This is a genomic window from Labrys neptuniae (genome assembly GCF_040797145.1).
Taxonomy (GTDB): domain Bacteria; phylum Pseudomonadota; class Alphaproteobacteria; order Rhizobiales; family Labraceae; genus Labrys; species Labrys neptuniae.
Window position 1 is genome coordinate 18,433 of sequence record NZ_JBFNQD010000029.1, and the last position, 24,254, is coordinate 42,686.

The window sequence follows — 24,254 nt, forward strand, 5'->3', positions numbered from 1 at the left end:
TGAATGACAAAAATATGGAGTGACGCTCCATTTCAGTCGAGATGCTTGATGGGTCCCACGGCGCCGGCCAGGGCCTCGGCGATATAGACTGCGCGGGGAACAGCATTGATATAGCCGCCATAGGCGGGGATGGAGAGCCTTGCCATGGGCAGGATGACATCGGCTTGCTTGGCAAGGGCACTGCGCGGTTGGCAGGTAACCGCGATCGCATGAGCGCCGGCGGTACGGGCCGAGCGCAGAAATTCCACCGTATTGGCGGTGACGCCCGATTCGGAGATGGCGATGGCTGCCGCCGTGGGACCGAGGCCGTTGGCGATCTCGGTTGCCAGCGTGATGTCGCGCAAAGCGTGGGCATTCAGGCCGGCCCGCAGCAGGCGGTAGGAAAACAATTCTGCGATGATGCCGGATACGCCCGAGCCATAGACGTCGATTCTCACGCTTTGCTTGAGACGATGGGCGACCATCTCGAGCAAAAGGGGATCGAGGCCCTCGGCCGTACGATTGATTGAAGCGGCCAATTCCTCCGCGAGCGTGATGAGATGATGGCGCTCGCCCTCCTCGTCGGTCCTGCCGGCCTGCTCACGGACCGCCAGCTCGCTTGCGAGCGCCAGCTTGAAGTCGGAAAAACCCTCGAAGCCGGCAAGATGGCAAAGCCGGACAATGCTCGCCTCGCCGGTTTTCGACAGGCTGCTGAGTGTCTTGAGCGAAAAACGGACCACTTTCTCCGGGTTCTCGCTGATGTAGATCGCCGCCCGCCCGAGAGCCGTCGGCAGGTCTGTCATGCTGGCCTCGAGAAAAGCGAGGGGTCCGGAGCCGGTAAGGGGGAGGCGACGAGAAATGGGAGGCGCAATGTCGGTCATGCCGCTTTCTAGCCTATTCGCCGCACTGGGGCATCATTGCATCTCGCGGCGAATGCCGAGCTGCTGATAATGCGGATTGAGCATGGCCAGCAAAGGCAGCACTGCGGCACCGCGCAGGACGGCATCGCTTCCGAGTTCGGATTTGGAGAGGCGGGGGAGGGCGCGCTCAAGCCCGGAAACCGAGGAATAAAGTGGCTGAACCCGGTCAAGCAGGGCGTCGATCAGCCAGCCGGGGGCGTCGCCGCCGAGCATGATGGTCTCAGGATCGAATAGATTTTCCAGCGTGTTGAGGCCTTGACGCAGCGGCTCGACCGCCTCTTCGAGCCAGGCCGAAACCAGGGCATGGTCTGCCGACAGATGGCCGGCCAGGTCATCGAGCCTTTTTATGGTGCTGCCGTGGTCTGCCAGGAAGCGCAGGAGAGAATCGCCCGATACATAGGTTTCCAGGCACCCCTTTTTTCCGCAAATGCAGCGATGGCCGCCGGGCACCACGATCATGTGACCGAACTCGCCGGCATTGCCATTGGCGCCCCCGAAGGTGGAGCCGCCCATCATGATGCCGGTTCCCAGCCCGTCCCCCAAATAGACATAGATGAAATTGCTCAGCCTCTTGGCGATCTGACCAAACCGCCATTCCGCCGTGACCGCGCATTGACCGTCATTGGCAAGGCTGACCGGCAGGCCGGTGTCAACCCGCAATTGACGCTGGAGGGCAAGCCCGTCCCAGTTCGGCATACGGGGCGGGCTGATGCCCTCGACGCCGAAGGGGCCTGGCGTCGCCACTCCGATACCGAGAAAATTCGAGCGGTCGGGGACCACATGCACCATCAATCGCTGGGCGGTTTCAGCCAGGACTTGTGAAACTGAGACCGCCTCGACGTCCCGGAGGGTGAAGGTCTCGCGGTGCAGGGCCTCTCCCGCCAGATTCATGACCAGCGCCGAGGCGCGGTCCGAATTGATATGGAAGCCGATGGTGGACGCGCCTTCCGGATTGACGGTGATGGGTTTGGGGGGCTTGCCGACCCGCTTTTCCTCCGATTTTTCCTCGCGCAGGAAACCAAGCGAGAAGAGCTCGTCGACGAGATCCGAGGTCGCCTGCTTGGACAGGCCGGTCAGCTCGGCAATGCCGGTTCTGGGGATAGGGCCATGGATACGAATGGCCTCGAAGACGACCCACAAATTGAGAAGCTTGCCCTTGACGACATTCGTGGCACGCAGCATCCAGGACCTCATGCGAATTAGTAAGTCAGAATGACGGATTAATTATTGACACGAAAATCGCTCGGCGCCAATCTGGGGATCGAGCCGATAGGAAACGGCTCGCTCACCAAAGTCTGGACCGCGCGTCTCCGCCTGGGCGGGTGAACGCGCTCTAAAACAAAAGCCAGAGAGGGTCCATCCATGCCATTGCAGTTTTCACGCAGAACCGTGCTCAAGGGCGCGGCCGCCATCGGCGGTGCCGTCGCTGTTTCACCCGGCTTCGCCAACCGGGCAGGGGCACAGGACGCCAGTCTCAGCGTCTTCGGTCCGCTGCCTCCCGATCCGGCGCCGCCCGGCGCCGCCAATTTCGCGCAAACGGCGTTCGAGGCGTGGAAGCAGCAGCACGGCGCAGGCGTCGCCTATGATCTTCTGGCCTGGCCGCAATTGCACGACCGCATGGCGACCGCCTTCGCGTCCGGTTCGGTGCCATGGGATGTGATGTATATGTGCGGCTGGGTACCGGAATTCGAATCCTTCCTGCTGCCTTTTGCCGACGATCTGGCCAAAACGATCGTCGACGACATGCCCAAATCGAGCTTCGAGACGGTGACCTGGAAGGGCAAGCGCTACGGTGCCGTCTTCACACTCTCCCTTCTGACCATGTTCTACAACAAGGAACATATGGCCGAAGCCGGTATCGAGGCGCCGCCTTCGACCTGGGACGACCTCAAGCGCTTCGTCAAGGAACTCACGCGTAATGGTCGCTACGGCTTCGTCGCCAATTACGGTGATCCGGCCGGTATCGGCGGTACCGCCACCTATTGGATGGCTTTCCTGCAGCAGGCGGGCGGCAGGATGTATGGAGAAGACGGCCTACCGGTGTTCAAAGGCGATGCCGGCGTCGACGCCCTGCAGATGATGGTCGACCTCAACGCAGCGGGTACCGATCCTGGCTCGATCTCCTATGTCGGCATCAACGACGCCACCAATGTCCTGCTCTCCGGGCGTGCCTCGATGATGATGAACTGGCCGTTCATGTGGAATGCCTCCCAGGATCCCAAGCAGTCGACGATCGTCGGCAAGGTGGCGACCTCGATCCTGCCGGCCGGGCCGGCAGGCAGCGCCTCGATCGACGGGACCGATGCCTGGACGGTGGGCAAGAGTACGCGCGATCCGCAAAAAGCCAGGCAGCTCATAGAATTCTACCTCGACGCCGAGACGCAGAAACGCCAGGCGCTCGATACTGGCTGGCTGCCGGTACGCCTTTCTGTGCTGGCCGATCCGGAAGTCAAGGCCAAGCTGCCCAATGCCGAAACGGTGCTGGAGCAGGCCAAGCACCCCTATGACAGCTTCGTGACGCCGGATTTCAACCAGATCACCCAGGCGCTCGGCACCGAGGTGCAAAAGGCCTTGCAGGGACAGAAGACGCCGGCGGCGGCCATCGCCGACGCGCATGACCTGGTCAGCGCCATCGTCAAGCGCCGCTCCTGATCACGGCCTCATCATGACGAGCCCTCTCACCTTTGAGCGCCGCCGCCGCGCGGTCGGCGTTCTCCTGGTCGCGCCGGCGCTGCTGACGCTCGCCGTCATCCTCGGTTATCCGATCGTGCAATCCTTCCTCCTCGCTTTGCAGAAGGTGCAGATGAGCGCCGGTGTGGCGCAGGGACATTGGATCGGGCTGGACAATTATCAACGCCTGTTCATGGACGAAACCATGCGCCGGGCAGCATTGAACACCGCCTATTTCTCGCTGCTCGAAGTCGTGCTGGTGGTTGGCATCGGTCTTGGCGTGGCGTTGCTGCTCAATCACCCCTTGGGGCGTTCGGGTGTCTTGCGCGTGTTGCTGGTGGTGCCATGGGCCATCGCGCCCGTTGCCAATGCCGTGTTGTGGAAATGGATCCTCAACGGCAATTATGGTGTCCTCAATGCTCTCCTCGCCGCGCTGGGTGTCATCGACACCTACAAGGTCTGGCTCGGCACACCGCTTTCCGCCCTCAATTTTCTGCTGCTGGCGGATGTCTGGAAATCGGTGCCCTTCATCGCCCTGTTGATCCTGGCGGGTCTCCAACGCATGCCCGACACGCTCTACCGCGCCGCCTACATGGACGGTGCCGGCCGGTTTGCCAGCTTCAGGCACATCACCTTGCCCTCGATCCGCAGCGCCCTTGCCATCGCGGTCGTCCTGCAGACGATCTGGTCGCTACGCGTCTTCGACATCGTCTTCGTTCTGACGCGCGGCGGCCCGGCAGATGCAACGGTTCTCATGAACTTCCTGGCCTATCGCGTGACCTTCAACTTCCTCGATATCGGCTATGGCGCTGCCATCGCCAACCTCATCTTCCTGCTCACTTTGCTGCTTGCCATCGTCTATGTCAGGCTGACCCGGCCCGGGGTGGCGCCATGAGTTTTGCACGCTACCGCTCCGGAGGAATCGGCATGCGTATCTGCGTGCGCGCCGGTCTTGCAGCTTTCGTGATCTGGTCGACCGCTCCCGTCGTTTGGCTGGTCCTTTCCAGCCTGCTCGATCAGATGGCCCTGATCGCCCGCCCGCCGGATTTTGCCGCCCATAATTTCACCATCGGGAATTTCGCGACCGTGATGGGGTCGGCGGCAGCGCTTTGGCGCAGCATTTTCAATTCCTTGCTGGTGGCCCTGTTCTCGACCTCGATCGCGCTCGCTCTTGGCGCGCCGGCTGCCTATGCGCTTGCACGCCTTGCCGTGCCGCGCGCCAATGCCATCGCCTTCCTGATCCTTGCCACGCAGATGCTGCCCGGGATCGCGATTGCCATCCCCCTGTTCATCGCGATCAGCCGGCTTGGCATGATCGACAATCTGGTTTCGCTCGGTCTGGTTTATCTATCGTTCAACCTGCCGATCGTGATCTGGATCCTGCGCGGTTTCTTCCTGGCCATACCGACGGGGCTCGAACGCGCCGCCGCGGTCGACGGAGCGGGGATCCTCCAGACCTTCTGGCACATCGTCCTGCCCATCTCGCTGCCGCCCCTGGGGGCAGCCGCGGTCTTCGCTTTCGTCGAGGCCTGGAACGAATTCTTCTTCGCCCTCATCCTCACGCGGCAATCGGCGCAAACCGTGCCCTTGGTGATTGCCCAGTTCGCCGGCCAATACCAGACCGTGTTTGGCCAGATGATGGCAGCGGCGGTGATCAGCGTCGCGCCGGTGATCCTTCTCGCCATCCTGTTTAAAGACCAGATCGTCCGCGGCTTTGCCGACGGGATGATGAAAGGCTAACGCCGTGTCCCAGATTGCCTTGCGCCGGGTTTCCAAGTCTTTCGGCTCCGTGGCGGTGTGCCGAGACATCGATCTCGACATTGCTGCCGGCGAATTCGTCACGCTGCTCGGTTCATCGGGTTGCGGCAAGACCACCACCCTCAACATGATCGCCGGGCTCGAGGATTGCAGCCAGGGCGACATCCTGATGGATGGACGGCGCGTCAACGCGCTTTCGCCCGTCGAACGGGACGTCGCCATGGTGTTCCAGAATTACGCGCTCTACCCGCATATGACGGTTGCCGACAATATCGGTTTCACCCTGCGGATGAGGCGCCTCGGGCGTGAGGACATTCGCCGGCGGGTAGAGGCCGTGGCCGCTTCGCTGGAACTCAGCCATGTGCTGGCGCGCTTGCCCTCGCAACTCTCGGGCGGGCAGCAGCAGCGTGTCGCCATCGGCCGGGCCCTGGTGCGTGAACCGCGCATCTTCCTGTTCGACGAACCCTTCTCCAACCTCGACGCTTCCCTGCGTGTTCGCATGCGCGCCGAGGTCAAGGAGTTGCACCAGCGCCTCGGCGTCACCTCGATCTTCGTCACGCACGACCAGGAAGAGGCGATGTCGATTTCGGATCGCATCGCCGTCATGCACCAGGGGCGCGTCGAGCAGATGGGCACGCCGCAGGACATCTATGCCCGGCCTGCCACGCGCTATGTCGCCCGTTTCATCGGCAATCCGCAGGTGGAGCCAGTAACAGGCGTGATCGAGGCGGGGATGGTCATACGGCTTGGTGCCATTGGCCTGCCACTGCCGTCCCGTCATGCGCATCTGCCGGTTGGTCACAAGGTCGATATCGCCATCCGGCCCGAACATGTCCGCCTCGGCGAGCAGGGCATCCCGGCAAGCGTGCGTCTGGTGCAGCCCGTGGGGCCGACGACGCATGTAACCCTCGATTGCGGCGGCCATCTGCTGGTCGCCAGCGTGCCGGGCTTCCTGCAAGTGGCCCCCGGCACCGCTGTGCGATTTGAGCTCGACCCCGATCAGCTTCTCATATTCGACCATGAAACCGGTCGGCGCCTGTGAGCCCGATCAGAGAGAGGAAACGCCATGCATCAAGCCGCGCCATCGAATTCCGTCGCCAGCCGCGATATCGCCTTCCATCTGCATTCCCAGACCAATCCCAAGCTTTTGGAGGAGGCCGGGCCGCTTGTCATCACACGCGGCGAGGGGGCCCGCATCTATGACGCCGACGGCAAGTCCTATATCGATGCCATGGCTGGGCTTTGGTGCGTGTCGTTGGGCTTTGCCAATCGGCGCCTGGCCGAGGCGGCCAATCGTCAATATGAAGAGCTTGGCTTCTATCATACCTTCTTCCACCGCACGGGCGAGGCCGTCGCCGAACTCGCCGAGAAACTGGTGGAATTGACCGGCATGTCGGGCGGCAAGGCCTATTTCGCAACGTCCGGCTCGGAAGCCAACGAAACCATGGTCAAGTTGGCGTGGATCTATCACGCGGCCCGCGGCAAGCCGTCCAAGCGCAAAATCATTGCGCGGGACAAGGCGTTCCACGGGTCGACCATTGCGGCGGCCTCGATGTGCGGCCTGCCGTTCATGCATCGGGAATTCGGCCTTCCCCTGCCGGGTTTTTTACACACGCTCTGCCCCTCGCCCTATCGCGGCATGCTGCCTGGAGAGGACGAGACAGCTTTCGTCGAGCGTCTTGCCAATGAACTCGAGCGGCTGATCCTGCGCGAAGGACCGGAGACGATCGCGGCCTTCATCGCCGAGCCGATCCATGCCGGTGGCGGCATCATCGTGCCGCCTGCTAGTTATTTCGAACGTATCCAGGCGGTGCTGACAAAATATGACATTCTGTGCCTGGATGACGAGATCGTCTGTGGCTTCGGGCGCACCGGCAATTGGTTCGGCAAGGAAACGGTCGGCATGCGGCCGCACATGATGGCCCTGGCCAAGGGGCTGTCCTCGGCTTATTTCCCGATCTCGGCCGTGGTCATGGCACCCGAGATCTATGATGCCGTGCATAGCTTCAACCGGCAGGGTGGTGCCTTTGGTCATGGCTTCACCAATTCAGGCCATCCTGTCGGCGTTGCGGTGGCTCTCGAGGCAATCCGCATCTACGAGGAAATGGACGTCGTCAGCCATGCCCGTCGAATGGGCGCCAGGCTGCGCGGCCATTTCGATGAAATGGCCAGGACCTCGCCCATCATCGGCGAAGTACGTGGGGAGGGACTGATGCTCGGCATCGAGATCGTCGCCGACAAGCAAACCCGCACGCCTTTCGCACCGGACTGCCAAGCCGGACTTCTCTTCGACCGCTTTGCTTACGACAATGGCCTGGTGGCGCGCTGCATGGGCGATGTGCTGGGTTTTTCGCCGCCTTTGATTATCGACGAAAAGGATGTGGACGATATCGCCGAACGCTGCGCCGTGAGCATCAGGCAGCTCGAAGCGCATCTTAGTAAGACGGCCTGACGGATAGTCCCACGTTATGTGGAATAGACTATTCCATTGTGTGCGATACGTGACTGATCCCAGCACTGCACCGATAGTCTCTCGGGTCGAGACACACATCGCAATTTTACGCGGGAAATCGTGGTTTCGGGGACAATAGGATACTGTAGAGTAGGGCTTGGTTGCAGGCCCCCGCAACCAATTCTGTCATAAGTCAATCGCCATCTGGGTCTAACCGCCCAGGTGGCGTTTTGCGTTCTGAATACTTTCCTAGTCGCCGTGAGGCTGCCTCGATTCGGATGGAGCTACGAGCCCCTGAGCGGCGGAAATATCGATGCAATAATTTCTCTCATCGGATCGAGGTTGCACTGCCCTGTTCGGAACTGACGGCTGAATGGCAGTTGGCGCGAAATGGCAAGACTGATGGTCTGCCTTTGCTCAAAAAGGTCCGAACAAGCTCGTTTGTCGATCAGACTGTGACGGGGTGGACAGCGCTTGAGTTGCCCCGCGGTGCGCCTTGTGGAATCCACGTCGTTACTCCGCGCGGTTTTGAATGGAGAGATATGCTTATGTTTCGCTTGGTTGGGATTGGCCTCGCATTTGCTTCAATCGCATTGACCGATGGAGCATCTGCCCAGATGCCAGGCAGTGCAACGCCGGTCACAGTCGACAATTTCCTTCGCGCTGAGACCGACCATTACCTTGCGATGAATGCAAAGGTCATAGGTGGGCTGGGCAAGTTTCAGCACTCACGAGAGCCCGCGTCGATCGACAATCAAACGGTCATTCGCATGAACCGGGATACGCTCTATTCGTTTGCGGTGTTTGATCTCGCTGGTGGGCCGGTAACGCTTTCGCTGCCGGACGTGGGCAAGCGCTATATGTCGATGATGGTCGTTGACCAGGACCACTACTTACCGATCGTCGCCTACGGAACGGCGCCGGTGATACTGACCCAGAAATCGGTTGGTACCCGATATGCCTTCGTTGCCGTCCGGACTCTGGTCGATCCCAATGATCCGAAGGATCTCGATGAGGTCCACAAGCTTCAGGATGCGATCAAGGTTAGCCAGAAGGAGACAGGCAGGCTTGACCTTCCCAACTGGGATGAAGCCAGTCTCACCGATATCCGCAATGCGCTGCTCGCCTTGGCAAAACATCAGTCATCTTTCCGCGGCGCCTTTGGATCCCGCGGCAAAGTCGATCCGGTCCAGCACTTGATCGGCACGGCCGCCGGATGGGGCGGTATTCCCGACAGGGACGCCACCTATGTGAGTTTCACTCCCGCCAAAAACGACGGCCAGACCGTGCATATCCTCAAGGTGCCAGCGCATGTGCCTGTGAAGGATTTCTGGTCTGTCAGCGTCTACAACCCAAAGGGCTTCTTCGAGAAAAACGCCTACAACGCCTATTCGATCAACAGCATTACTGCCAAGAAGAATGCGGACGACTCGGTGACAATCCAGTTCGGCGGCTGTGATGGCAAGGTCCCCAACTGCCTGCCGATTGTCGAGGGGTGGAACTACACCACCCGGCTCTATCGTCCGGAGCAATCCATCGTCAGCGGGACGTGGAAGGTTCCCGAGGCGATCCCCGTGAACTGAGGCTCAAGGGGGAGGCAGGCTAGTTTTGTCGAAGCGGCGATATAAAGTCACGGCAAGGCGAGCCAGGCACTGCTCAAGCTGCCACGTTTTTTGAATTGACGTGCAATGAAGGCGCTGGATCATAGCCATGGCTCGCCTGTTCGGCTCATCGAAGCCGTCATTCGCTGGTCTTCCGTCAGCATGAGCACGCTATTCTTGCGTGCTCATGCTCTTCTGGCGTCGAACGGACGCGCAGGAAGGCGGCTCACCCGGCCGGAATTGCCTTATTGTCCGGACAGTGCAATTCCCTCGGCCGCACAGTCTGCTGTCGGAACAGCGTGCTTGGCCTTCGCCGCTGCCACTTCCGCTTTGGCCGCTTCGAGGTCGGCAAGGAAGGTTGCATTGGTCTGCAACCGCGCGACGGTCGCCGCTCCCATGATACGTCCCGCATCGACATCGCTCTGCCAGTGAGCGTCGCAGATCACGCGGCTCTGCCCGAAGGCGATGCCGCGCTTGAACAATTCGTTGGAACGTTCGGGACTGATCTGCGCGAAGACGAGGGCCCAACCCCATCCGGCCGCCGTATGACCTGATGGATAGGAACCGTCTGTCCGCAATATAGCTTCCTGATCCGCCCTGCATGTCGCCTCGTTGTGAACGACGAAGGGGCGAACGCGGTTATACTTGTTCTTCACGCCGTAGGTCGACAGCCCGAGATCGGACAGCATCTTCCGCATCATCGCATAGAGCCGAGGGGTTTGCTTCTCATCGATCTTGATGTCCATCGCGCAGGAAAAATTGTCGGCTGCCTGCGGGAAAGCGAGATCGGCGTCGGTATAAGCGAGCTTCCAGCGGGCGGTGCCGCGCAGGGAGATCGTCGCTTTGCGCGCCTCTTCGTCCCTGGCCAGTGCTGCCGAATACTTTTCGGGGGGCGGGCCCAGCAGGATCAGACTGTCCGGCAGGTCGGTTTTCTTCAGATAGCCTGGCGCGATCTTGAAATGCGGATCGGTGATGTTGGGCTGGGCCTCGCCCGATTGCGCCAAGGCCTGCCCGCAGAGCGCGAGCAGCGCAAGTGCGGAAACACCTGCAGCCCGAACCGCATTCCCAGTCATAGACATTTCCATTCCTTTCAACGTCATTGATATAACGGATCGATCGTTCAAAAACGATATGTTGCCGCCACGGCCGGTCCGTGCTGCGTCACGTCGTATGAAAAGCCACCATTGCGACAATCGACATGGAGCGCCCGGTAGCCCGCTTTCAACGTCAAGCTCTCGCTCCAGGCGTAGTTGACGCTGCCCAATGCCTGCCAGGTCAGCCTCGAGCCGATGTCGAAACCGCCGATATCGCCTGCCACCGTCAGGCTCCACGGGCCGCCGAGCTTGATCCCGAGGCGGGCGCCGACGATGGGGTCTGCCCACATCTCCGAGTCGCGATGATCGATGCGAAGATTGGCTAGGCCCGGAAGGATTTCCAGCTTGTTGTTCAGGTTCCAGAACCGCACGCCGCCGCCCATATCCAGTGAAACGGTAGGACCCTCATAGACGCGATAAAGGACGGAGCCCTGGACGGTCGTGGTTTGGGAACGCAGTTTCACCGAGGAAAAGAAGGGCCCTGGCAGCGCGCCCGCAGAGGTGACCTGGGAAAACTGCCCATCGACCAGAAAACCCCAGCGGCCGACACGCATCTCCAGGGAGGCCATCATCGCGCCGTTGAGATCTTTGAGCACATCGCCGAAGCTCAAATTGATGGGGGCGGCAGGAAGCGGCGGGAAGGTTGCACTCTTTCCGTTAATCGCGGTCGCCCAGATATAGCTTGTGATGAAAAAGCTGGGGCCCGATGCGACGAGGGGCTGTTGCGGCGAGGGTGGCCGTGAGAAATCGGATGCCCGAACTGGCGTTAGCAAGGATGCCGAAATCATCCCAATAGCGAGATAGCGCACGATTTTCCCTTGGCAATTTTACCGTCGCCGACACGCTGCCGAGAGCAGGGATCGCCGCAGGACGGACGGCATGGCCGACGTTCCGGGAGGCGGATCATCGGCGCAAGCCGACACCCGAGTCGGGCCGATCGTTTCGGTCCGACGGATGGACCTTGTTCAGACCATTTCGGACATTGGCTGATCGCTGGTCTTGCCATTTCGCGCCAATCGCCAAAGCATTTCTTGATTGGAAGCAAGCGACAGGAGTCGATGCATCGAGATGCGTTTTGCTCGAGGAGATGTTCACCGTTCACATAGATAGCGAATCCCACGAAATTCTGTCTAATGGGAAGTATCAACCTACCTTGCGGCGAGATCCGATGGCGAACATCCCTTTGACGCGCTGCCAGTTTCTGCTGCCTTTCACTGGAATTCTTGACGATATTGGTGCGCCGACTAGTTCGCTTCTGGAAAAATTCCAACTGCCATCGTCTCTGGAAGACAAGAGCGATCTCTATATCCCCTTGCTCCCGACGCTGCGTTTCGCGGAAACTGCGCAGAGAAGCCAGGGTATCGAAGATTTCGGCTTTCTGGCCACCCAGCGGATCCGCTATTCCCACATGAGGGGAAAAACCCGAACCTTGATCGCACAGTCCCCGACGCTGCTCGTGGCGTTGCGGCACGCCTGCAGATGGGCCTCGCGAGAGGATACGGTCCTGAGTATGTGGATCGAGCACGATGACGACCACGTGCGGATTTGCAGCAAGCTCGCCAGGACGAAAGGATTCCTGCATCTGGAACACGCGCAATGGATCCAGAATATTTTCGCCATATATATCGTCCGGCAATTCGCGGGGCCCGATTGGATGCCTCCAACGATCGCCTTCGAAGCGCGTTACACTCCGAGCCCGGCGACGCAGGCTTCCTGGCCAAATGTGCGGTTCCTGTCAGGCCAGCATGCCGCCTGGATCACCCTGCCGATCTCGTATCTCAGTCTTTCCGGTCGTCCCACCGAATTCGGCCTTCCGCCAGACGATCCCGAGGACGGTCCTTCTGCTTATGATATCGTTGAACTCCTCAAGCTGATGTTGCCGGCCTATCTCGACCAGGGAATTCCGGTCCTTGCCAATGTTGCGGAGATGGCAGGCGTCAGCACGCGTACCTTTCAACGCAAGCTTTCTCATCTCGGTCTTACATATTCAGATATACTCGATACGGTTAGGTTCGAGAATGCGAGTAAGCTCTTGCGTGATACCGATTGCAAGATCATCGACGTTTCATTTTTGTCCGGCTATACGGATCCGGCGCATTTCAGCAGAGCCTTCCGTCGAATTTCCGGCGTAACGCCACGTCAGTTTCGGGAACGATCGCGGCTAAAATAATCGGGCTTCGGCTTGACTTGGTGGTCCGGTAGCGAGGCCAAGTCTTCCCCGTATCCCGTCAAGAGATCGTCATGTCGCGATAGGTCCAATGATCTGGCCGCAAGCTGGCTTAGCGTCAAACAGGTCAGATTATATGGGCAAAAGGCAAGTCGTGGATCTGTGGACTGAACAGTTCAGCCAATCTCGGACATCGTAGTCTGTCGGAGGAAATCGCGGTTTCGAATGCTGTGGCGTGTTATGGAGTAAGACTTGGTTGCGAGCCCCCCGCAACCAAATATAACCCAATACACAACAAACCTCGCGTGTGCCTCGGCCCGCGGGGTTTTTGCTTGTAAAACACAAAACACGACCGCCGCAGCCCTGTGGCCTGAATAGTGGCTGCCACGGGAGAGGGCCTTCCATGCTGCACGCGCGAGCAAGCGCACACAATGGCGTTCTTGGACTTGAAACATGGCATCCCCGTCCGGTATTGACTGCTACGGAGCTGAATTGGGGGTGCAATGAGTGTTGGCCTGATCGCCCTTCTCGACGATGTCGCGGCCTTGGCAAAAGTTGCCGCCGCCTCGCTGGACGACATCGCAGGCCAGGCGGCCAAGGCAGGTGCCAAGGCAGCCGGCGTCGTCATCGACGATGCGGCCGTCACGCCGCGCTACGTCACCGGCTTTGCAGCCAAGCGCGAGTTGCCGATCATCGGCAAGATCGCCGCCGGCTCGCTCAAGAACAAGCTTCTGATCCTGTTGCCGGCCTCGCTTGCGCTCAGCCTGTTTGCGCCGCAGGCGATCACGCCCCTGCTGATGATTGGCGGAGTCTATCTTTGCTATGAGGGCGTGGAGAAGATCTACGAACTTGTCGTGCCGCACGCAGCCCATCAGCATGAAGCGGAGCTCGCTTCGATCAATCCCAATGCGCAATCCTTCGAGGACCAGAAAGTCGCGAGCGCGATCAAGACGGATTTCATCCTGTCCGCCGAAATCATGGCCATCACGCTCGGCTCCGTTCCCGACAGTAGCTTCGTGGCGCAGGCCGTCATCCTGGCCGTGGTCGGTATCGGGATCACGGCCGCGGTTTATGGCGTGGTTGCCCTTATCGTGAAGGCCGATGATCTCGGTGTGGCGATGGCGAAGGCGACTTCTCCTTCGCCAATGGGCCGGCTGCTGCGCGGAATGGGTCGCGCTCTCGTCGTCGGCATGCCCCATTTCCTCAAGGTGCTGGGCCTGATCGGCATCGCGGCGATGATCTGGGTCGGTGGCGGCATCATCCTGCATGGCTTCGAGGCTTATGGCTTGGGGGCTGTCAGCCACTTCCTCCACGAGACCGCCGAAGCGGCGGCACACAGCCTGCCGGCGGCCGGCGGAGTGGTATCATGGCTGGTCCAGGCGGCGGGCTCCGGACTGGCAGGCATTGGCGTGGGATTGGTGACCATTCCAGTGATCAGCTATGTCGTCACGCCGATCTGGCGCCGGCTTAAGCCAAAGCCCCGCAGCGCCTGATCTCGAGGGTACATCCCGTCCACGCGACCTTTCAGATCTTTCCGATATTGTCCTGCCGGAGGGCGTTACAGGTGCTCGTCGATCGCCGGGGGGGCATAGAGCCCGTTCTTGTGCAGGCGCGTGGCATTGCCGGAAAGGTCGTGATAGGTGAAGGCGCCTTGTGCGAAATAGTGGCAGACCATTGCCTTGCGGGAAAGCTTGAGATCCTTGCGGGGCGAGCCGCCATGCAGCAGGTCGGCATGCCAGAACAAGACGTCCCCGGCCTTGGCGAGGAAGTATTTCGGCTCGAGGCCCAACATATCGATGTAATGCCGGATGGTCGGTTCGTAGCGTGAGCTGTAGACGCCCATATTTTCCTTGAAGGCTCGGGGCGGGATGCCGAGTTCCCCGCTGAGCAGGGGAGGTACGAGCTTGTGGCTGCGCGGATAATATTCCAGAGGCCCGCAATCGGTGCCGACATCCTCGAATGCGATCCAGCTGGCCAGCATATAGCCGAGCGGATAGGTCGTCATGTGGATGGTGTCGGAATGTGGGCTCTGCCAGCTGCCCTTATGTCCCATGATGGTCTGGAACGGCAGGGTCTTGCGCCCGAACAGCACATCGGAAATTCTCAATATCCTGGGGTGTTGCTGCAGCTCACGCAGGACTGGCACCGGGATGTGAGGGTCAAGCGTACGGCCGGGATGGATATCCTCGGGGCCTCGGCTTTCGGCGGGGGCGATTATCGTCCCCTCGGCGATCGCTTTTTCATAGGCCGTCCAGACGCGATCGAGGAGTTCCGCTTCGATCAGGCCGGGCGCGATGTAGTAACCCTCGAATATCCATTGCTTGCACATCGCGGCTTCGTCATCGCTGAGCTCGCCGGCGGCATGGCGACGTTCGACCTCCAGCAGCGCGTTGGGCCGGTCGAGCCAGCAGGCCGGACCGCTGAGGGGGAAAGCATCGCCGCGAAACTCCTCGACGGCTTCGAGATCGACCGGCCTCTCCGCGATATAGGCTTCCCGGAATTTTCGCTCGAGCACCAGGGGACTTTCCTTTTGGCGCTCGTTCTTCTTCGCCTTGGTCTTGATGCCCCGACGGATGAAATTCGCTAGCCCCAACACGTTGTCTTACCTTTCAGCCTGCTGAACCGTTCGCCGGGCGAAGACGGAAAATGACGGACCGTTGACGTGCTGGGGATCGTCATGGGCGATGCGCAGGTCGTCGAACCCCAGAGCCCCGAGGACTGCAAGAAGGTCTTCCTTCTCCATCCAGTAATGTCGATTGACCGGACCGCCGCAATATGCCGATTTCTTCCAGGCGCCATAATAACTGCGCTCGTGCAATTTGACATTCCTGCCGTGAAACGCGACTTCGTGGCAAAGCTCTTTATAGGGGGGCTTCTGCGATTTGAACGGGACCCGCCTGAGATCTTCGGGTGGCATGGCTGTTTCGTCGAAATAATGCGTCCAGAAATATATCGCGTCGGTCCTTGCTGCCAGCAGTTCGAGCAATCGCAGCGGCTCTTCCATATGATAGAGGACGCCGCAGGCCACGATGAGGTCGTAGGGCGGGTCCTTTCGCTCCAGCCATTTGACGAAGTCGCCAAGGTGAAAACGGGCGCGTTGCAGACCGAAGATCTCCTTGGCGATCAGACAGCGCAGGAACGCTTTCTTATTGGCTTCCACCGCGTCGAGGACCTCCGGCCCGTGCTTGTCCAGCATCATCGAATGGGACCCTTCCAGGGGACCCAATTCGAGAATGCGCCGGCCTGCGACGGGCCCGAATTGCTCGATGGCCCAATGGATCCTGCCGTCCTCATGCATATGGGCCGGCCCCGCCTGGATGCCCAATTCCGACGGGAAGGCGTGATTCCATCCCGGGATCAAGTCGACTGCATTCTGCGGCGAAGGCTCGGAGAAAACATATCCATCGGTCAAATGGAATTCTTCGATATCTTCTTTCGATTTTGCCGCTCGTACACGGCGAAAAATCTGCTGAAGTGGATTGGCCATTTCTTCCTACGCTATAGAAGCATTCCTTCCCAAGTTGTCCGTTTGGGTCTGGCTGTCAATCATATCCGCAGTAAATTTTACGTCGCTTATCCAGTCGGTTCAGTGAGTTATGCGGTTTCGCCAACTTGCATGGCCGAGAAGGCGATCTCCCCGTTATATTTCACGCCACGCCGCCATGGCGCATCCATTTGTGCAGATGATCGACCAGCGCCCGCAGCTTCGCCGGCTGGCGCTGGCGGCGTGGATAATAGAGATAGAAGCCGGCAAAGGGTGGCCCGAACGCCTCGAGCAGCGGCAGCAGCTCGCCGCGATCGAGATAGCTGCGGAAGGTGTCGTAGACGCCGAAGGTGATGCCGGCACCGGCGCGGGCCAGCCGGATCATGGTGCCCATGTCGTTGGTCGTCACCTTCGGCTCGACGGCGATCTCGATGTCCCGGCCGTTCTCGGTGAACTCCCAGCGATAGGGAGCAAGGTCCGGCCGGGCGCGCCAGCCGATGCAGTCATGGGCCAGGAGGTCGCGCGGATGCTGCGGGGTGCCGCAGCGGGCAAGATAGTCGGGCGAGGCCACAGCCAATTGGCGCTGTTCGCCCGAAACGGGGATGGCGATCATATCCTGTTCAATCACCTCGCCCAGTCGCACCCCGGCATCGAAACCGGCCTGCACGATGTCGTCTTCCTCGTCCGTCACCGTGAGGTCGAGACGGATGCCGGGATGGGCCTGCAGGAACCCCGTCAGGGCGGCGCCGGACAGGAAGGTCTCGGCGATCGAGGAGACACTGATCCGGAGCGTGCCGGTTGGGCGTCCACGTTCGTCTTGAACTGCCCGCAGCGCCGTCTTCACCTCTGACAATGCCGGACTGACGGTCCGATAGAACTGTTCGCCCGCCTCGGTCAGGCGCACGCTGCGCGTGGTGCGCTGCACGAGCGCGACGCCGAGGCGATCCTCCAGGCGCTGCAGGCCCTGGCTGACGGCGGAGCGGGTGACGCCCAGTCGCTCAGCGGCGAGGCGGAAACTGCCGGCCTCCGCCACGGCGGCAAAGGTGGACATGCCTTCGAACACATCGGTCATTGGTTAGATAATCTAACCAAGTCATTTCAGATTGGCAACTCGATCGCGCCAATTCGTCGGTCTAGGGTGCGTTCCAGCGGGGCCGATGGTCGGCCCCGTGCGAAATGGGAACCGGACGCGAGGAGGATGGCCATGGCGCGTCGCAGTTTTGGTGACGGCCTCGCCGGGCATGCGCTCCGTGCTGTGGTCCTGGCCCTGCTGGCAGGGGCGCGCCCGGCACTGGCCTTGGATACGCCGTCTCCTGCCCCGGGACAGATCACGAGAGACGAGATGAACATGGCTGAACACCCTTATGTGGGGATGTGGGTCACGGAAGACGGCCATATCCGGCAGGAATTGCTGGCGAACGGGCGCTATGACGAAGCGCGCGGCAGCCGCAGGAGTGCCTATCGCGGCCGCTACGAGGTCCGCGGCGCGCACATCGATTATTGGGACGACACCGGCTTCACCGCAGATGGCGAATTCGTCGACCGCGACACGCTGCATCACGGCGGCATGGTGTTTCGGCGCCGCTGAGCGGCTGCCGAGTTGGAACTCTGCGCTCCGGCCGAAAGAGAGGATACCGACATGACAAAGCAAACACCGGTCTGGTTCATCACGGGGGCCTCCTCAGGCCTCGGCCAGGCATTGGCACAGGCCGTTCTCGCCAGAGGATGGCGGGCGGTCCTGGCAGCGCGGCGGCTGGAAGCGCTGGCCGAACCTGCCGCCGCGCATGGCGAGCGCGCTCTCGCCGTCGAACTCGACGTGACGGATCCCGGCGCGGTCGAGAAGGCCGTGGCGGCGGCCGAGGCTCGCTTCGGGCGCATCGACGTCGCCGTCAACAATGCCGGCTATGGCTATCTGGCGGCGATCGAGGAGGGCGAGGACACGGCAATCCGGGCCCAGTTCGAAACCAATGTCTTCGGGCTGATCGGCGTCACCAAGCGGATCTTGCCCGGCATGCGGGCGCGCCGGAGCGGGCATATCGTCAATATCTCGTCCCTGGGCGGCCTCGTGGCCTTTGCGGCGACCGGCTATTACCACGCCACCAAATTCGCGGTGGAAGCCCTGTCGGAATCGCTTGCCCAGGAGGTCGCGCCGCTCGGCATCAAGGTGACGATCGTCGAGCCCGGGGCCTTCCGCACCGATTGGGCTGGCCGCTCCATGGTGGAGGCGCCCACCGTCATCGCCGATTATGCCGAGACCGCCGGCAGGCGCCGCGAGCAGACCCGCGCCGTTTCCGGGCGGCAGCCCGGCGATCCCGCCCGCGCCGCGCTTGCCATCATCAAGGCGGTCGAAGCGCCGGAACCGCCGCTGCGCCTGCTGCTCGGGGCGCCGGCCTTGCGCATCGCCCGCCAAAGGCTGGAGGCGCTGAGCCTCAATTTCGAGACCTGGGCCGAGACCACGCTGAGCGCCGATTTTCCCGAGCCGGCGAAGGCCTGATGCCGCGCCTCAGCGCGAACACCTCAACAAGGACCATATGAGATGAGTGCAATTGCAGGAAAAGTCGTGGCCATCACCGGCGCGAGCAGCGGCATCGGCGAAGCCAGCGCCAGGGTGCTGGCGGCGGCGGGTGCCCGCGTGGTGATCGGCGCGCGCCGCACCGACAGGCTGGAGAGCCTCGCTGCGGCGATCACGGCCGCAGGCGGCGAGGTGAGGGTACGCCCGCTCGACGTGACGTCGCAGGCCGAGGTCGTCGCCTTTGCCGGTTTCGCGCGCCAGGCTTTCGGACGGCTCGACGTGATGGTCAACAATGCCGGGGTGATGCCGCTCTCCCCGCTGGCGGCGCTGCGCGTGGCGGAATGGGACCGCATGATCGACGTCAACATCAAGGGCGTGCTGTACGGCATCGCTGCGGCGCTGCCGATCATGGAGGAGCAGGGCAACGGGCAGATCGTCAATGTCTCCTCGATCGGCGGCCATCATGTCTCGCCCACCGCCGCGGTCTATTGTGCCACCAAATTCGCCGTGCGCGCCATTTCGGACGGGCTGCGCCAGGAGACGGATCGCATCCGTGTCACGGTGATCTCGCCGGGCACCACCACCTCCGAGCTTGCCGACTCGATCGGCGATCCCACAGCACGGGAGGCGATGGAGGCGTTCCGGGCCGTTACCATCAGCCCGGAGGCCGTGGCCGCTGCGCTGGCCTATGCCATCGGCCAGCCCGATGACGTCGATGTCAGCGAGATCGTGGTGCGGCCGACGGCGAGCCCGCATTGAAGAAGTTCTTCATTTGCCGGCTATTTAACCTGGCTATTTTGCAGCCTTCACATAGCGCCGCAACTGCTCCAGGCTGAGTGCGCCGAAATAGACATCATGGCCGATCACGAAGCCGGGCGTGCCCTGGAGCTGGAACAGGCGGGCGGCGACGTCGTTCCTGGCCAGCATGGCGGCGATCTCCGGGCCTCGCGCGGCAAGGTCCCTGTCGAGCCTGATGAGGTCGACGCCGGCCTTGCCGGCCGCCTCGCGCACGGCGTCCTTGTCCATGGTGCGCGGCAGGGCGAAGAGGGCGGCATGCACCGCGCCATATTTGCCCTGCCAATTGGCGGCGAGCGCCACCCTGGCGGCATAGACCGAGGCTTCCCCGAAGATCGGCCATTCCTTGATCACCAGCCGGATGTCCTTGTTTTCGCGCAGGAGGACGTCGAGGCGCGACTGCATCACCCGGCAATAGGGGCAGCGATAATCGGTGAACTCGATGATGGTGACCTTGCCCTTGAGATTGCCGAGCACGGGGGAAGAAGGATCGGTGATGATGTCGTTCACGTCGATATCGGCAGAGGCCGCGCGGGCGGAGCCGGACGGCGCGAGGAAGCCGGCCAGGCTGACGAAGAAGAGAAAGGCACCGAGAAGCAGGAGCGGAGCGCGCCGAGATGTCATGATATGTCCTTGCTGGCGGGCTGTAGAGCCCGAGCGGCCCGATTCGCCGAGCCCGACGACACTCTTCACGCCGCCAGCCTCTTCGGCAAATCACAGTTCCCGGCTGGTGAATCGCATTCACGTGAACGCTTCGCTCAATCTCGCTTGATCATGAAGCGCGACAATGCGGCAAAATCGTCCTCACCCCGGCCGGCCGCGAGCGCCCGCCGGAACAGGCTGTCCTGGCCGAGGACGACGCCGAGGTCGATCTTGCGGGCCTGCATCACCACCAGCAAATGTTCGAAGGCGTGGTGATGGGTGGCGATCGAGGCGAAGCTCTGCTCGTCGCTGGCCAGGCGCCCGGTCTCATTGCGCTTGATCAGGTCGGCGACCTGGCCGTCGATTACCGGCACCAAGGTCTGCCAGAGCCGGCCCAGCATGCCGAGCGCCACCCCCTCGGCCTGGCACACGGCAATGGCGTTCAGCGTGCCGAACAGCGCACCCCACATCAGGCCGAGCAGGGCGCTGTCGAGTGCATTGGCGAGGCCGGCATCCTCCCCGACATGCTGGACATTGCCGCCGAGGGCGAGGAATACCGGCTTGTTCGCCTCGAAGGCCTGGCTGGAGCCGGCGAACAGGATGGTGCCGGCCTCGGTGCCGATGAAATCGGGCGTCGCCATGATGGCGCCGTCGGGATAGGCGGCGCCCTGCGCGGCGGCCCAGCCTCCCGCCTCGCGTGCGCCCTGGGGCGTGCCGGAGGTGAGTTCGACCACGAGCTTGCCGTCGAGGGCCGGGGCGACGCTTGCTTCGCGCAGCAGCGCGGCGGTGGCGTCATAATCGCTGACATTCACGATGACGACCGCCCCCGCCGCCACGGCTTCGGCCACGGAGGGCGCGACGACCGCGCCGAGGGCGGCAAGCGGCCCGGTCTTGGCCGGGGTGCGGTTCCACACCGTCACCTCGTGGCCGGCGCCCAGCAGGGCGCGCGCCAATGCCGATCCCATGCGTCCCGTTCCCAGCACCGCGATTGCAAGCTTCATGTCGACACTCCATATCCACCGGCGCGGGCTGATGAATGCCTGCCGCGCCTCTCGTCGTCCTCGGGCAGATGGGGCTGGCGTGGCGGCGCTCAATACGCACGCCCACGTAAGTGGTTACGGGGTGGTAAGGGCTGGCGAAGGAGAGGGGCATGGCGGATATGGCGAATGATTGCGGCTTTGCGGCGGCGATCCGCATGCTCGAAGGCAAATGGAAGCTCGACATCCTGTGCGAGCTCCACACCGGCGCCCGCCGCTTCGGCCGGCTGCGCCGGGCCATTCCGGCGATCAGCGAGAAGATGCTGGCCCAAAAGCTGCGCGAATTGGAGGCCGACAGCCTCATCCACCGCAAGGTCTATGAGCAGATGCCGGCCAAGGTCGTCTATTCCCTGAGCGAGCGCGGCGCCGGCCTCATCGCCAGCAGCGCTGCCCTTTGCCGCTGGGGCGAGCAGCTTGGCCTCAGCGAGCCGGTGCCGGCTGCCTGCGCCGTGCCGTCGCTGCGAGCCTGATCCTTCGATTGGCCAGGCTCGCGATGACGAGCCTGGCTTTCTATCCTGAAAGCCTAGCCGATGCGCGCCCGCCTCCGCCCATTGCCGCGCATGTCCGTCGGCTTTTGCGATCCGGGGTCGGATTCGGAACCCCGAAGGTCGGTACTGGGGCGGATTGCAAAGGTATATCGCGGCACTATGACGTAGGGGCGTGGCTATTGGGACTCGCGAACGTCGAAATCCCGGCTGGCAAACGATGAAGCGCCCGCTTCAACGGGGGAGGAACGATCGTTTTGTCGCGCACAATGCTTCGTGGATCGGATTCCGGTGTCTTCTGGCCGGCGCTTATTATTGTCGTAGGCTTCGTATTATGGGGAACGCTCTTCCCCGCCAGCCTGACAAGTGTCGCCACGGCGACGCTCAACGGCATCATCCATACCTTTGGCTGGAGCTTCGTCGTCTCGACGGCGTTCTTCCTGGTCTTCGCAGGCTTTCTGGCCTTCAGCCGCTTCGGCCGGATCAGGCTCGGCCATGACGACGAGAAGCCGGAATTCTCCACGGTCTCCTGGGTCTGCATGATGTTCAGCGTCGGCATGGGCATCGGCCTGATGTTCTGGGGCGTGGCCGAACCTGTGTCGCATTTCGGCGCGCCGCCGCATGGGCTCGCCCAGCCGCAGTCGAAGGAAGCGGCGATCGTCGCGATGCAATATGCCTATTTCCATTGGGCTCTGCATCCCTGGGCGATCTATGCCGTTGTCGGCCTGGCGCTCGCCTATTTCAGCTATCGCCGCGATCTGCCGACGCTGATGTCCAGCGCCTTCCAGCCTTTGATCGGCGACAGGGTGCACGGGCCGATCGGCCGCACCATCGACGTGCTGGCGATCATCGCCACCCTGTTCGGTACTGCGACCTCGCTCGGCCTGGGCGCGCAGCAGATCAATTCCGGCATGAACTATCTGTGGGGCACCGGCGAATCCGCCGCCATCGCCCTCACCATCATCGCCGTGCTCTCGGTGCTCTTCATCCTCTCGGCGGTGTCCGGCGTCGGCAAGGGCATCCAGTTCCTCAGCAACATGAATATGGTGATCGCGGTGGTACTGCTGCTCTTCCTGGCAGCCTTCGGTCCCACCGTGTTCATTTTCGACACGCTGATCGAATCGCTCGGCTATTATCTCAGCGACCTCGTTTCGATGTCGTTCCGCACCGCCGCCTTCAGCGACGGCAAGTGGCTGGCCAACTGGACCATCTTCTACTGGGCCTGGTGGATCTCCTGGGCACCCTTCGTGGGCGTGTTCATCGCCCGCATCTCGCGCGGCCGCACCATCCGTGAATTCGTGATCGGCGTTTTGCTGATTCCCAGCGCCGTTACTTTCATCTGGTTCACCATCATGGGCGGAACCGCCCTCCATTCGGAGCTGATGGGCGCCGGCGGCTTGGTCGAGGCGGTCAAGAACCAGGGCGCGCCGGTATCGCTGTTCGCCCTGCTGGCCCAATATCCGATGGCGACGGTGACCTCGACCATCGCCATGTTCCTGGTGGCGATCTTCTTCGTTTCCGGCGCGGACGCCGCCTCGGTGGTGATGGGCATGCTTTCCAGCAGGGGCGCACCGCATCCGCAGGCGGGCATCGTGGTGCTCTGGGGCCTGCTCGCCGGCGCCTCGGCCTGCGTGCTCCTGGTGATGGGCGGCCTCGCCGGCCTGCAGACGGCCTCGATCATCGCCGCCGCTCCCTTCCTCCTGGTGATGATCGGCCTGTGCATCTCGCTGTGGAAGGGGCTCCTGGACGAGTTGGAGACACATGGCGTTCTGCATGACGCCAAGGCAGTACAATCGGCCGAATAAGCTCGCCGATTTTCCGGGATGCGGACGGGTGGGCAGGATCCGCCCGTTTTCGCAAGGGCGGGAGGGATGATTTGCGGGCGCGCCCGCCGTAAGGTGCGGGACAGTCACGGCACCGGTCGTCGCTGGCCGGCTGCCACACTCGCAAGGAGCCGAACCCCATGAAGACTCCCTTCGGTCTCGAACTCCATGGCTCCCTCGCGGAGCTCTGCCGGCCCGACCGCATGGCCGTCATCGTCTATGACATGCAGGTGGGCATCCTCGGCCAGATCGCCGATGGTGCCGCCATTACCGCGCGCAATGCCGCCGTGCTGCAGGCCGCGCGGGCCGGCGGCTACCGCGTCGTCTTCCTGCGCCACATGTCGATGCCGCCCAAATTGATGGGTCGCTTCCAATATCGCCAGGCCATGGCGTGGCAGCGCACCGAGGATCCCGCGGCGGTGAAGCCTTGGTTCCTGCGCTCCTCGCCCGGCTTCGAGATCACGCCGGAACTGGCGCCGCGGGAGGACGAGGCCATCCTCGACAAGATCACCTTCTCGGCCTTTGCCGACACGCCGCTCGCCACCATCCTGCGCGATTGCGGCCTCACCGCCTTCGCCATCATGGGCGTTGCCATCGAGATCGGCATCGAGCCGACGGCCCGCCACGGCGCCGATCTCGGCTTCGTGCCCATCATCATCGAGGATGCCTGTGGCACCGGTCACAAGGAGGCGGCCGAGCGCAGCTTCACCTCGCTTGCCTATATGGGCGACGCCATTCTCACGCAGAGCGGGACGCTAATCGGGATGATGGGTCGGGCAACAGAGTGAAGCTCGCGGCACCGGAGGCCCAGCGCCGCATTCCAAACCGGCCTTCC

General features: G+C 62.1%; 23 protein-coding genes. 14 read left to right on the forward strand and 9 right to left on the reverse strand.

Features of this window, described 5'->3' with window-relative positions:
- Nucleotides 1-32: 32 nt before the first annotated feature.
- Nucleotides 33-782 carry a MurR/RpiR family transcriptional regulator gene (locus ABXS05_RS33610; protein WP_367626904.1) on the reverse strand — a complete coding sequence of 250 codons (750 nt, stop codon included), beginning with the start codon at nucleotides 780-782 and terminating at the stop codon, nucleotides 33-35.
- Nucleotides 783-893: 111 nt separating this feature from the next.
- On the reverse strand, nucleotides 894-2,081 hold the full coding sequence (locus ABXS05_RS33615) for an ROK family transcriptional regulator (RefSeq protein ID WP_367626905.1): 1,188 nt from the start codon (nucleotides 2,079-2,081) through the stop codon (nucleotides 894-896).
- Between the two features lie 180 nt (nucleotides 2,082-2,261).
- Here ABXS05_RS33615 and ABXS05_RS33620 point away from each other — a divergent pair, with 180 nt between their 5' ends.
- The 6 genes from ABXS05_RS33620 to ABXS05_RS33645 all read left to right on the forward strand — a co-directional run bounded on the left by ABXS05_RS33620 (nucleotide 2,262) and on the right by ABXS05_RS33645 (nucleotide 9,362).
- The gene (locus tag ABXS05_RS33620) at nucleotides 2,262-3,551 is read left to right on the forward strand and encodes an extracellular solute-binding protein (protein WP_367626906.1); all 1,290 of its coding nucleotides are present in this window, start codon (nucleotides 2,262-2,264) and stop codon (nucleotides 3,549-3,551) included.
- A 13-nt stretch (nucleotides 3,552-3,564) separates the two neighbouring features.
- The gene (locus ABXS05_RS33625) at nucleotides 3,565-4,464 is read left to right on the forward strand and encodes a carbohydrate ABC transporter permease (protein WP_367626907.1); all 900 of its coding nucleotides are present in this window, start codon (nucleotides 3,565-3,567) and stop codon (nucleotides 4,462-4,464) included.
- On the forward strand, nucleotides 4,461-5,309 hold the full coding sequence (locus tag ABXS05_RS33630; RefSeq protein WP_367626908.1) for a carbohydrate ABC transporter permease: 849 nt from the start codon (nucleotides 4,461-4,463) through the stop codon (nucleotides 5,307-5,309). Before ABXS05_RS33625 ends, ABXS05_RS33630 begins: the two co-directional genes overlap by 4 nt.
- A 4-nt stretch (nucleotides 5,310-5,313) precedes the next feature.
- A complete protein-coding gene (locus tag ABXS05_RS33635) occupies nucleotides 5,314-6,369 on the forward strand; it encodes an ABC transporter ATP-binding protein (protein ID WP_367626909.1) in 1,056 nt (351 codons plus the stop codon).
- Between the two features lie 24 nt (nucleotides 6,370-6,393).
- Nucleotides 6,394-7,779, forward strand: a complete 1,386-nt coding sequence (locus ABXS05_RS33640; protein ID WP_367626910.1) for an aminotransferase — start codon at nucleotides 6,394-6,396, stop codon at nucleotides 7,777-7,779.
- A 548-nt stretch (nucleotides 7,780-8,327) separates the two neighbouring features.
- Nucleotides 8,328-9,362, forward strand: coding sequence for a DUF1254 domain-containing protein (locus tag ABXS05_RS33645; protein WP_367626911.1), 1,035 nt, complete (start codon nucleotides 8,328-8,330; stop codon nucleotides 9,360-9,362).
- A gap of 263 nt (nucleotides 9,363-9,625) precedes the next feature.
- Here ABXS05_RS33645 and ABXS05_RS33650 read toward each other — a convergent pair whose 3' ends face one another.
- Together ABXS05_RS33650 and ABXS05_RS33655 are read right to left on the reverse strand one after the other, a co-directional pair.
- Nucleotides 9,626-10,504, reverse strand: coding sequence for an acid phosphatase (locus ABXS05_RS33650; RefSeq protein WP_367626912.1), 879 nt, complete (start codon nucleotides 10,502-10,504; stop codon nucleotides 9,626-9,628).
- Nucleotides 10,501-11,283 (reverse strand): hypothetical protein, encoded by a 783-nt coding sequence (locus ABXS05_RS33655; RefSeq protein ID WP_367626913.1) that lies wholly within the window; start codon nucleotides 11,281-11,283, stop codon nucleotides 10,501-10,503. Before ABXS05_RS33655 ends, ABXS05_RS33650 begins: the two co-directional genes overlap by 4 nt.
- A gap of 359 nt (nucleotides 11,284-11,642) precedes the next feature.
- On the opposite strand from ABXS05_RS33655, the gene ABXS05_RS33660 reads away from it, so the two are divergent.
- Together ABXS05_RS33660 and ABXS05_RS33665 are read left to right on the forward strand one after the other, a co-directional pair.
- Nucleotides 11,643-12,644 carry a helix-turn-helix transcriptional regulator gene (locus ABXS05_RS33660; RefSeq protein ID WP_367626914.1) on the forward strand — a complete coding sequence of 334 codons (1,002 nt, stop codon included), beginning with the start codon at nucleotides 11,643-11,645 and terminating at the stop codon, nucleotides 12,642-12,644.
- Between the two features lie 500 nt (nucleotides 12,645-13,144).
- A complete protein-coding gene (locus ABXS05_RS33665; protein WP_367626915.1) occupies nucleotides 13,145-14,134 on the forward strand; it encodes a DUF808 domain-containing protein in 990 nt (329 codons plus the stop codon).
- Between the two features lie 65 nt (nucleotides 14,135-14,199).
- Here ABXS05_RS33665 and ABXS05_RS33670 read toward each other — a convergent pair whose 3' ends face one another.
- The 3 genes from ABXS05_RS33670 to ABXS05_RS33680 form a co-directional block, all read right to left on the reverse strand.
- Nucleotides 14,200-15,237, reverse strand: coding sequence for a phytanoyl-CoA dioxygenase family protein (locus ABXS05_RS33670; RefSeq protein ID WP_367626916.1), 1,038 nt, complete (start codon nucleotides 15,235-15,237; stop codon nucleotides 14,200-14,202).
- A gap of 6 nt (nucleotides 15,238-15,243) precedes the next feature.
- Nucleotides 15,244-16,128 (reverse strand): class I SAM-dependent methyltransferase, encoded by an 885-nt coding sequence (locus ABXS05_RS33675; protein WP_367626917.1) that lies wholly within the window; start codon nucleotides 16,126-16,128, stop codon nucleotides 15,244-15,246.
- Nucleotides 16,129-16,288: 160 nt separating this feature from the next.
- Nucleotides 16,289-17,197, reverse strand: coding sequence for a LysR family transcriptional regulator (locus ABXS05_RS33680; protein ID WP_367626918.1), 909 nt, complete (start codon nucleotides 17,195-17,197; stop codon nucleotides 16,289-16,291).
- A 132-nt stretch (nucleotides 17,198-17,329) separates the two neighbouring features.
- On the opposite strand from ABXS05_RS33680, the gene ABXS05_RS33685 reads away from it, so the two are divergent.
- From ABXS05_RS33685 to ABXS05_RS33695, 3 genes are read left to right on the forward strand one after another with little or no spacing between them, the layout of a single operon-like run.
- Complete coding sequence (locus ABXS05_RS33685; protein ID WP_367626919.1) at nucleotides 17,330-17,713, forward strand: Atu4866 domain-containing protein; 384 nt, start codon at nucleotides 17,330-17,332, stop codon at nucleotides 17,711-17,713.
- 51 nt (nucleotides 17,714-17,764) lie between these two features.
- A complete protein-coding gene (locus tag ABXS05_RS33690; RefSeq protein ID WP_367626920.1) occupies nucleotides 17,765-18,619 on the forward strand; it encodes an oxidoreductase in 855 nt (284 codons plus the stop codon).
- 42 nt (nucleotides 18,620-18,661) lie between these two features.
- The gene (locus ABXS05_RS33695) at nucleotides 18,662-19,396 is read left to right on the forward strand and encodes an SDR family oxidoreductase (protein ID WP_367626921.1); all 735 of its coding nucleotides are present in this window, start codon (nucleotides 18,662-18,664) and stop codon (nucleotides 19,394-19,396) included.
- Between the two features lie 33 nt (nucleotides 19,397-19,429).
- On the opposite strand, the gene ABXS05_RS33700 is transcribed toward ABXS05_RS33695, so the two are convergent.
- Nucleotides 19,430-20,056, reverse strand: a complete 627-nt coding sequence (locus ABXS05_RS33700) for a DsbA family protein (RefSeq protein ID WP_367626922.1) — start codon at nucleotides 20,054-20,056, stop codon at nucleotides 19,430-19,432.
- Nucleotides 20,057-20,190: 134 nt separating this feature from the next.
- A complete protein-coding gene (locus tag ABXS05_RS33705; protein ID WP_367626923.1) occupies nucleotides 20,191-21,075 on the reverse strand; it encodes an NAD(P)-dependent oxidoreductase in 885 nt (294 codons plus the stop codon).
- Nucleotides 21,076-21,224: 149 nt separating this feature from the next.
- On the opposite strand from ABXS05_RS33705, the gene ABXS05_RS33710 reads away from it, so the two are divergent.
- The 3 genes from ABXS05_RS33710 to ABXS05_RS33720 all read left to right on the forward strand — a co-directional run bounded on the left by ABXS05_RS33710 (nucleotide 21,225) and on the right by ABXS05_RS33720 (nucleotide 24,207).
- Nucleotides 21,225-21,581 (forward strand): winged helix-turn-helix transcriptional regulator, encoded by a 357-nt coding sequence (locus tag ABXS05_RS33710; protein WP_311943000.1) that lies wholly within the window; start codon nucleotides 21,225-21,227, stop codon nucleotides 21,579-21,581.
- 284 nt (nucleotides 21,582-21,865) lie between these two features.
- Entirely contained in the window at nucleotides 21,866-23,401 is a 1,536-nt protein-coding gene (locus tag ABXS05_RS33715) for a BCCT family transporter (RefSeq protein ID WP_367626933.1), read from the forward strand.
- Between the two features lie 158 nt (nucleotides 23,402-23,559).
- Nucleotides 23,560-24,207, forward strand: a complete 648-nt coding sequence (locus ABXS05_RS33720; RefSeq protein WP_367626924.1) for a cysteine hydrolase family protein — start codon at nucleotides 23,560-23,562, stop codon at nucleotides 24,205-24,207.
- Nucleotides 24,208-24,254: the final 47 nt, after the last annotated feature.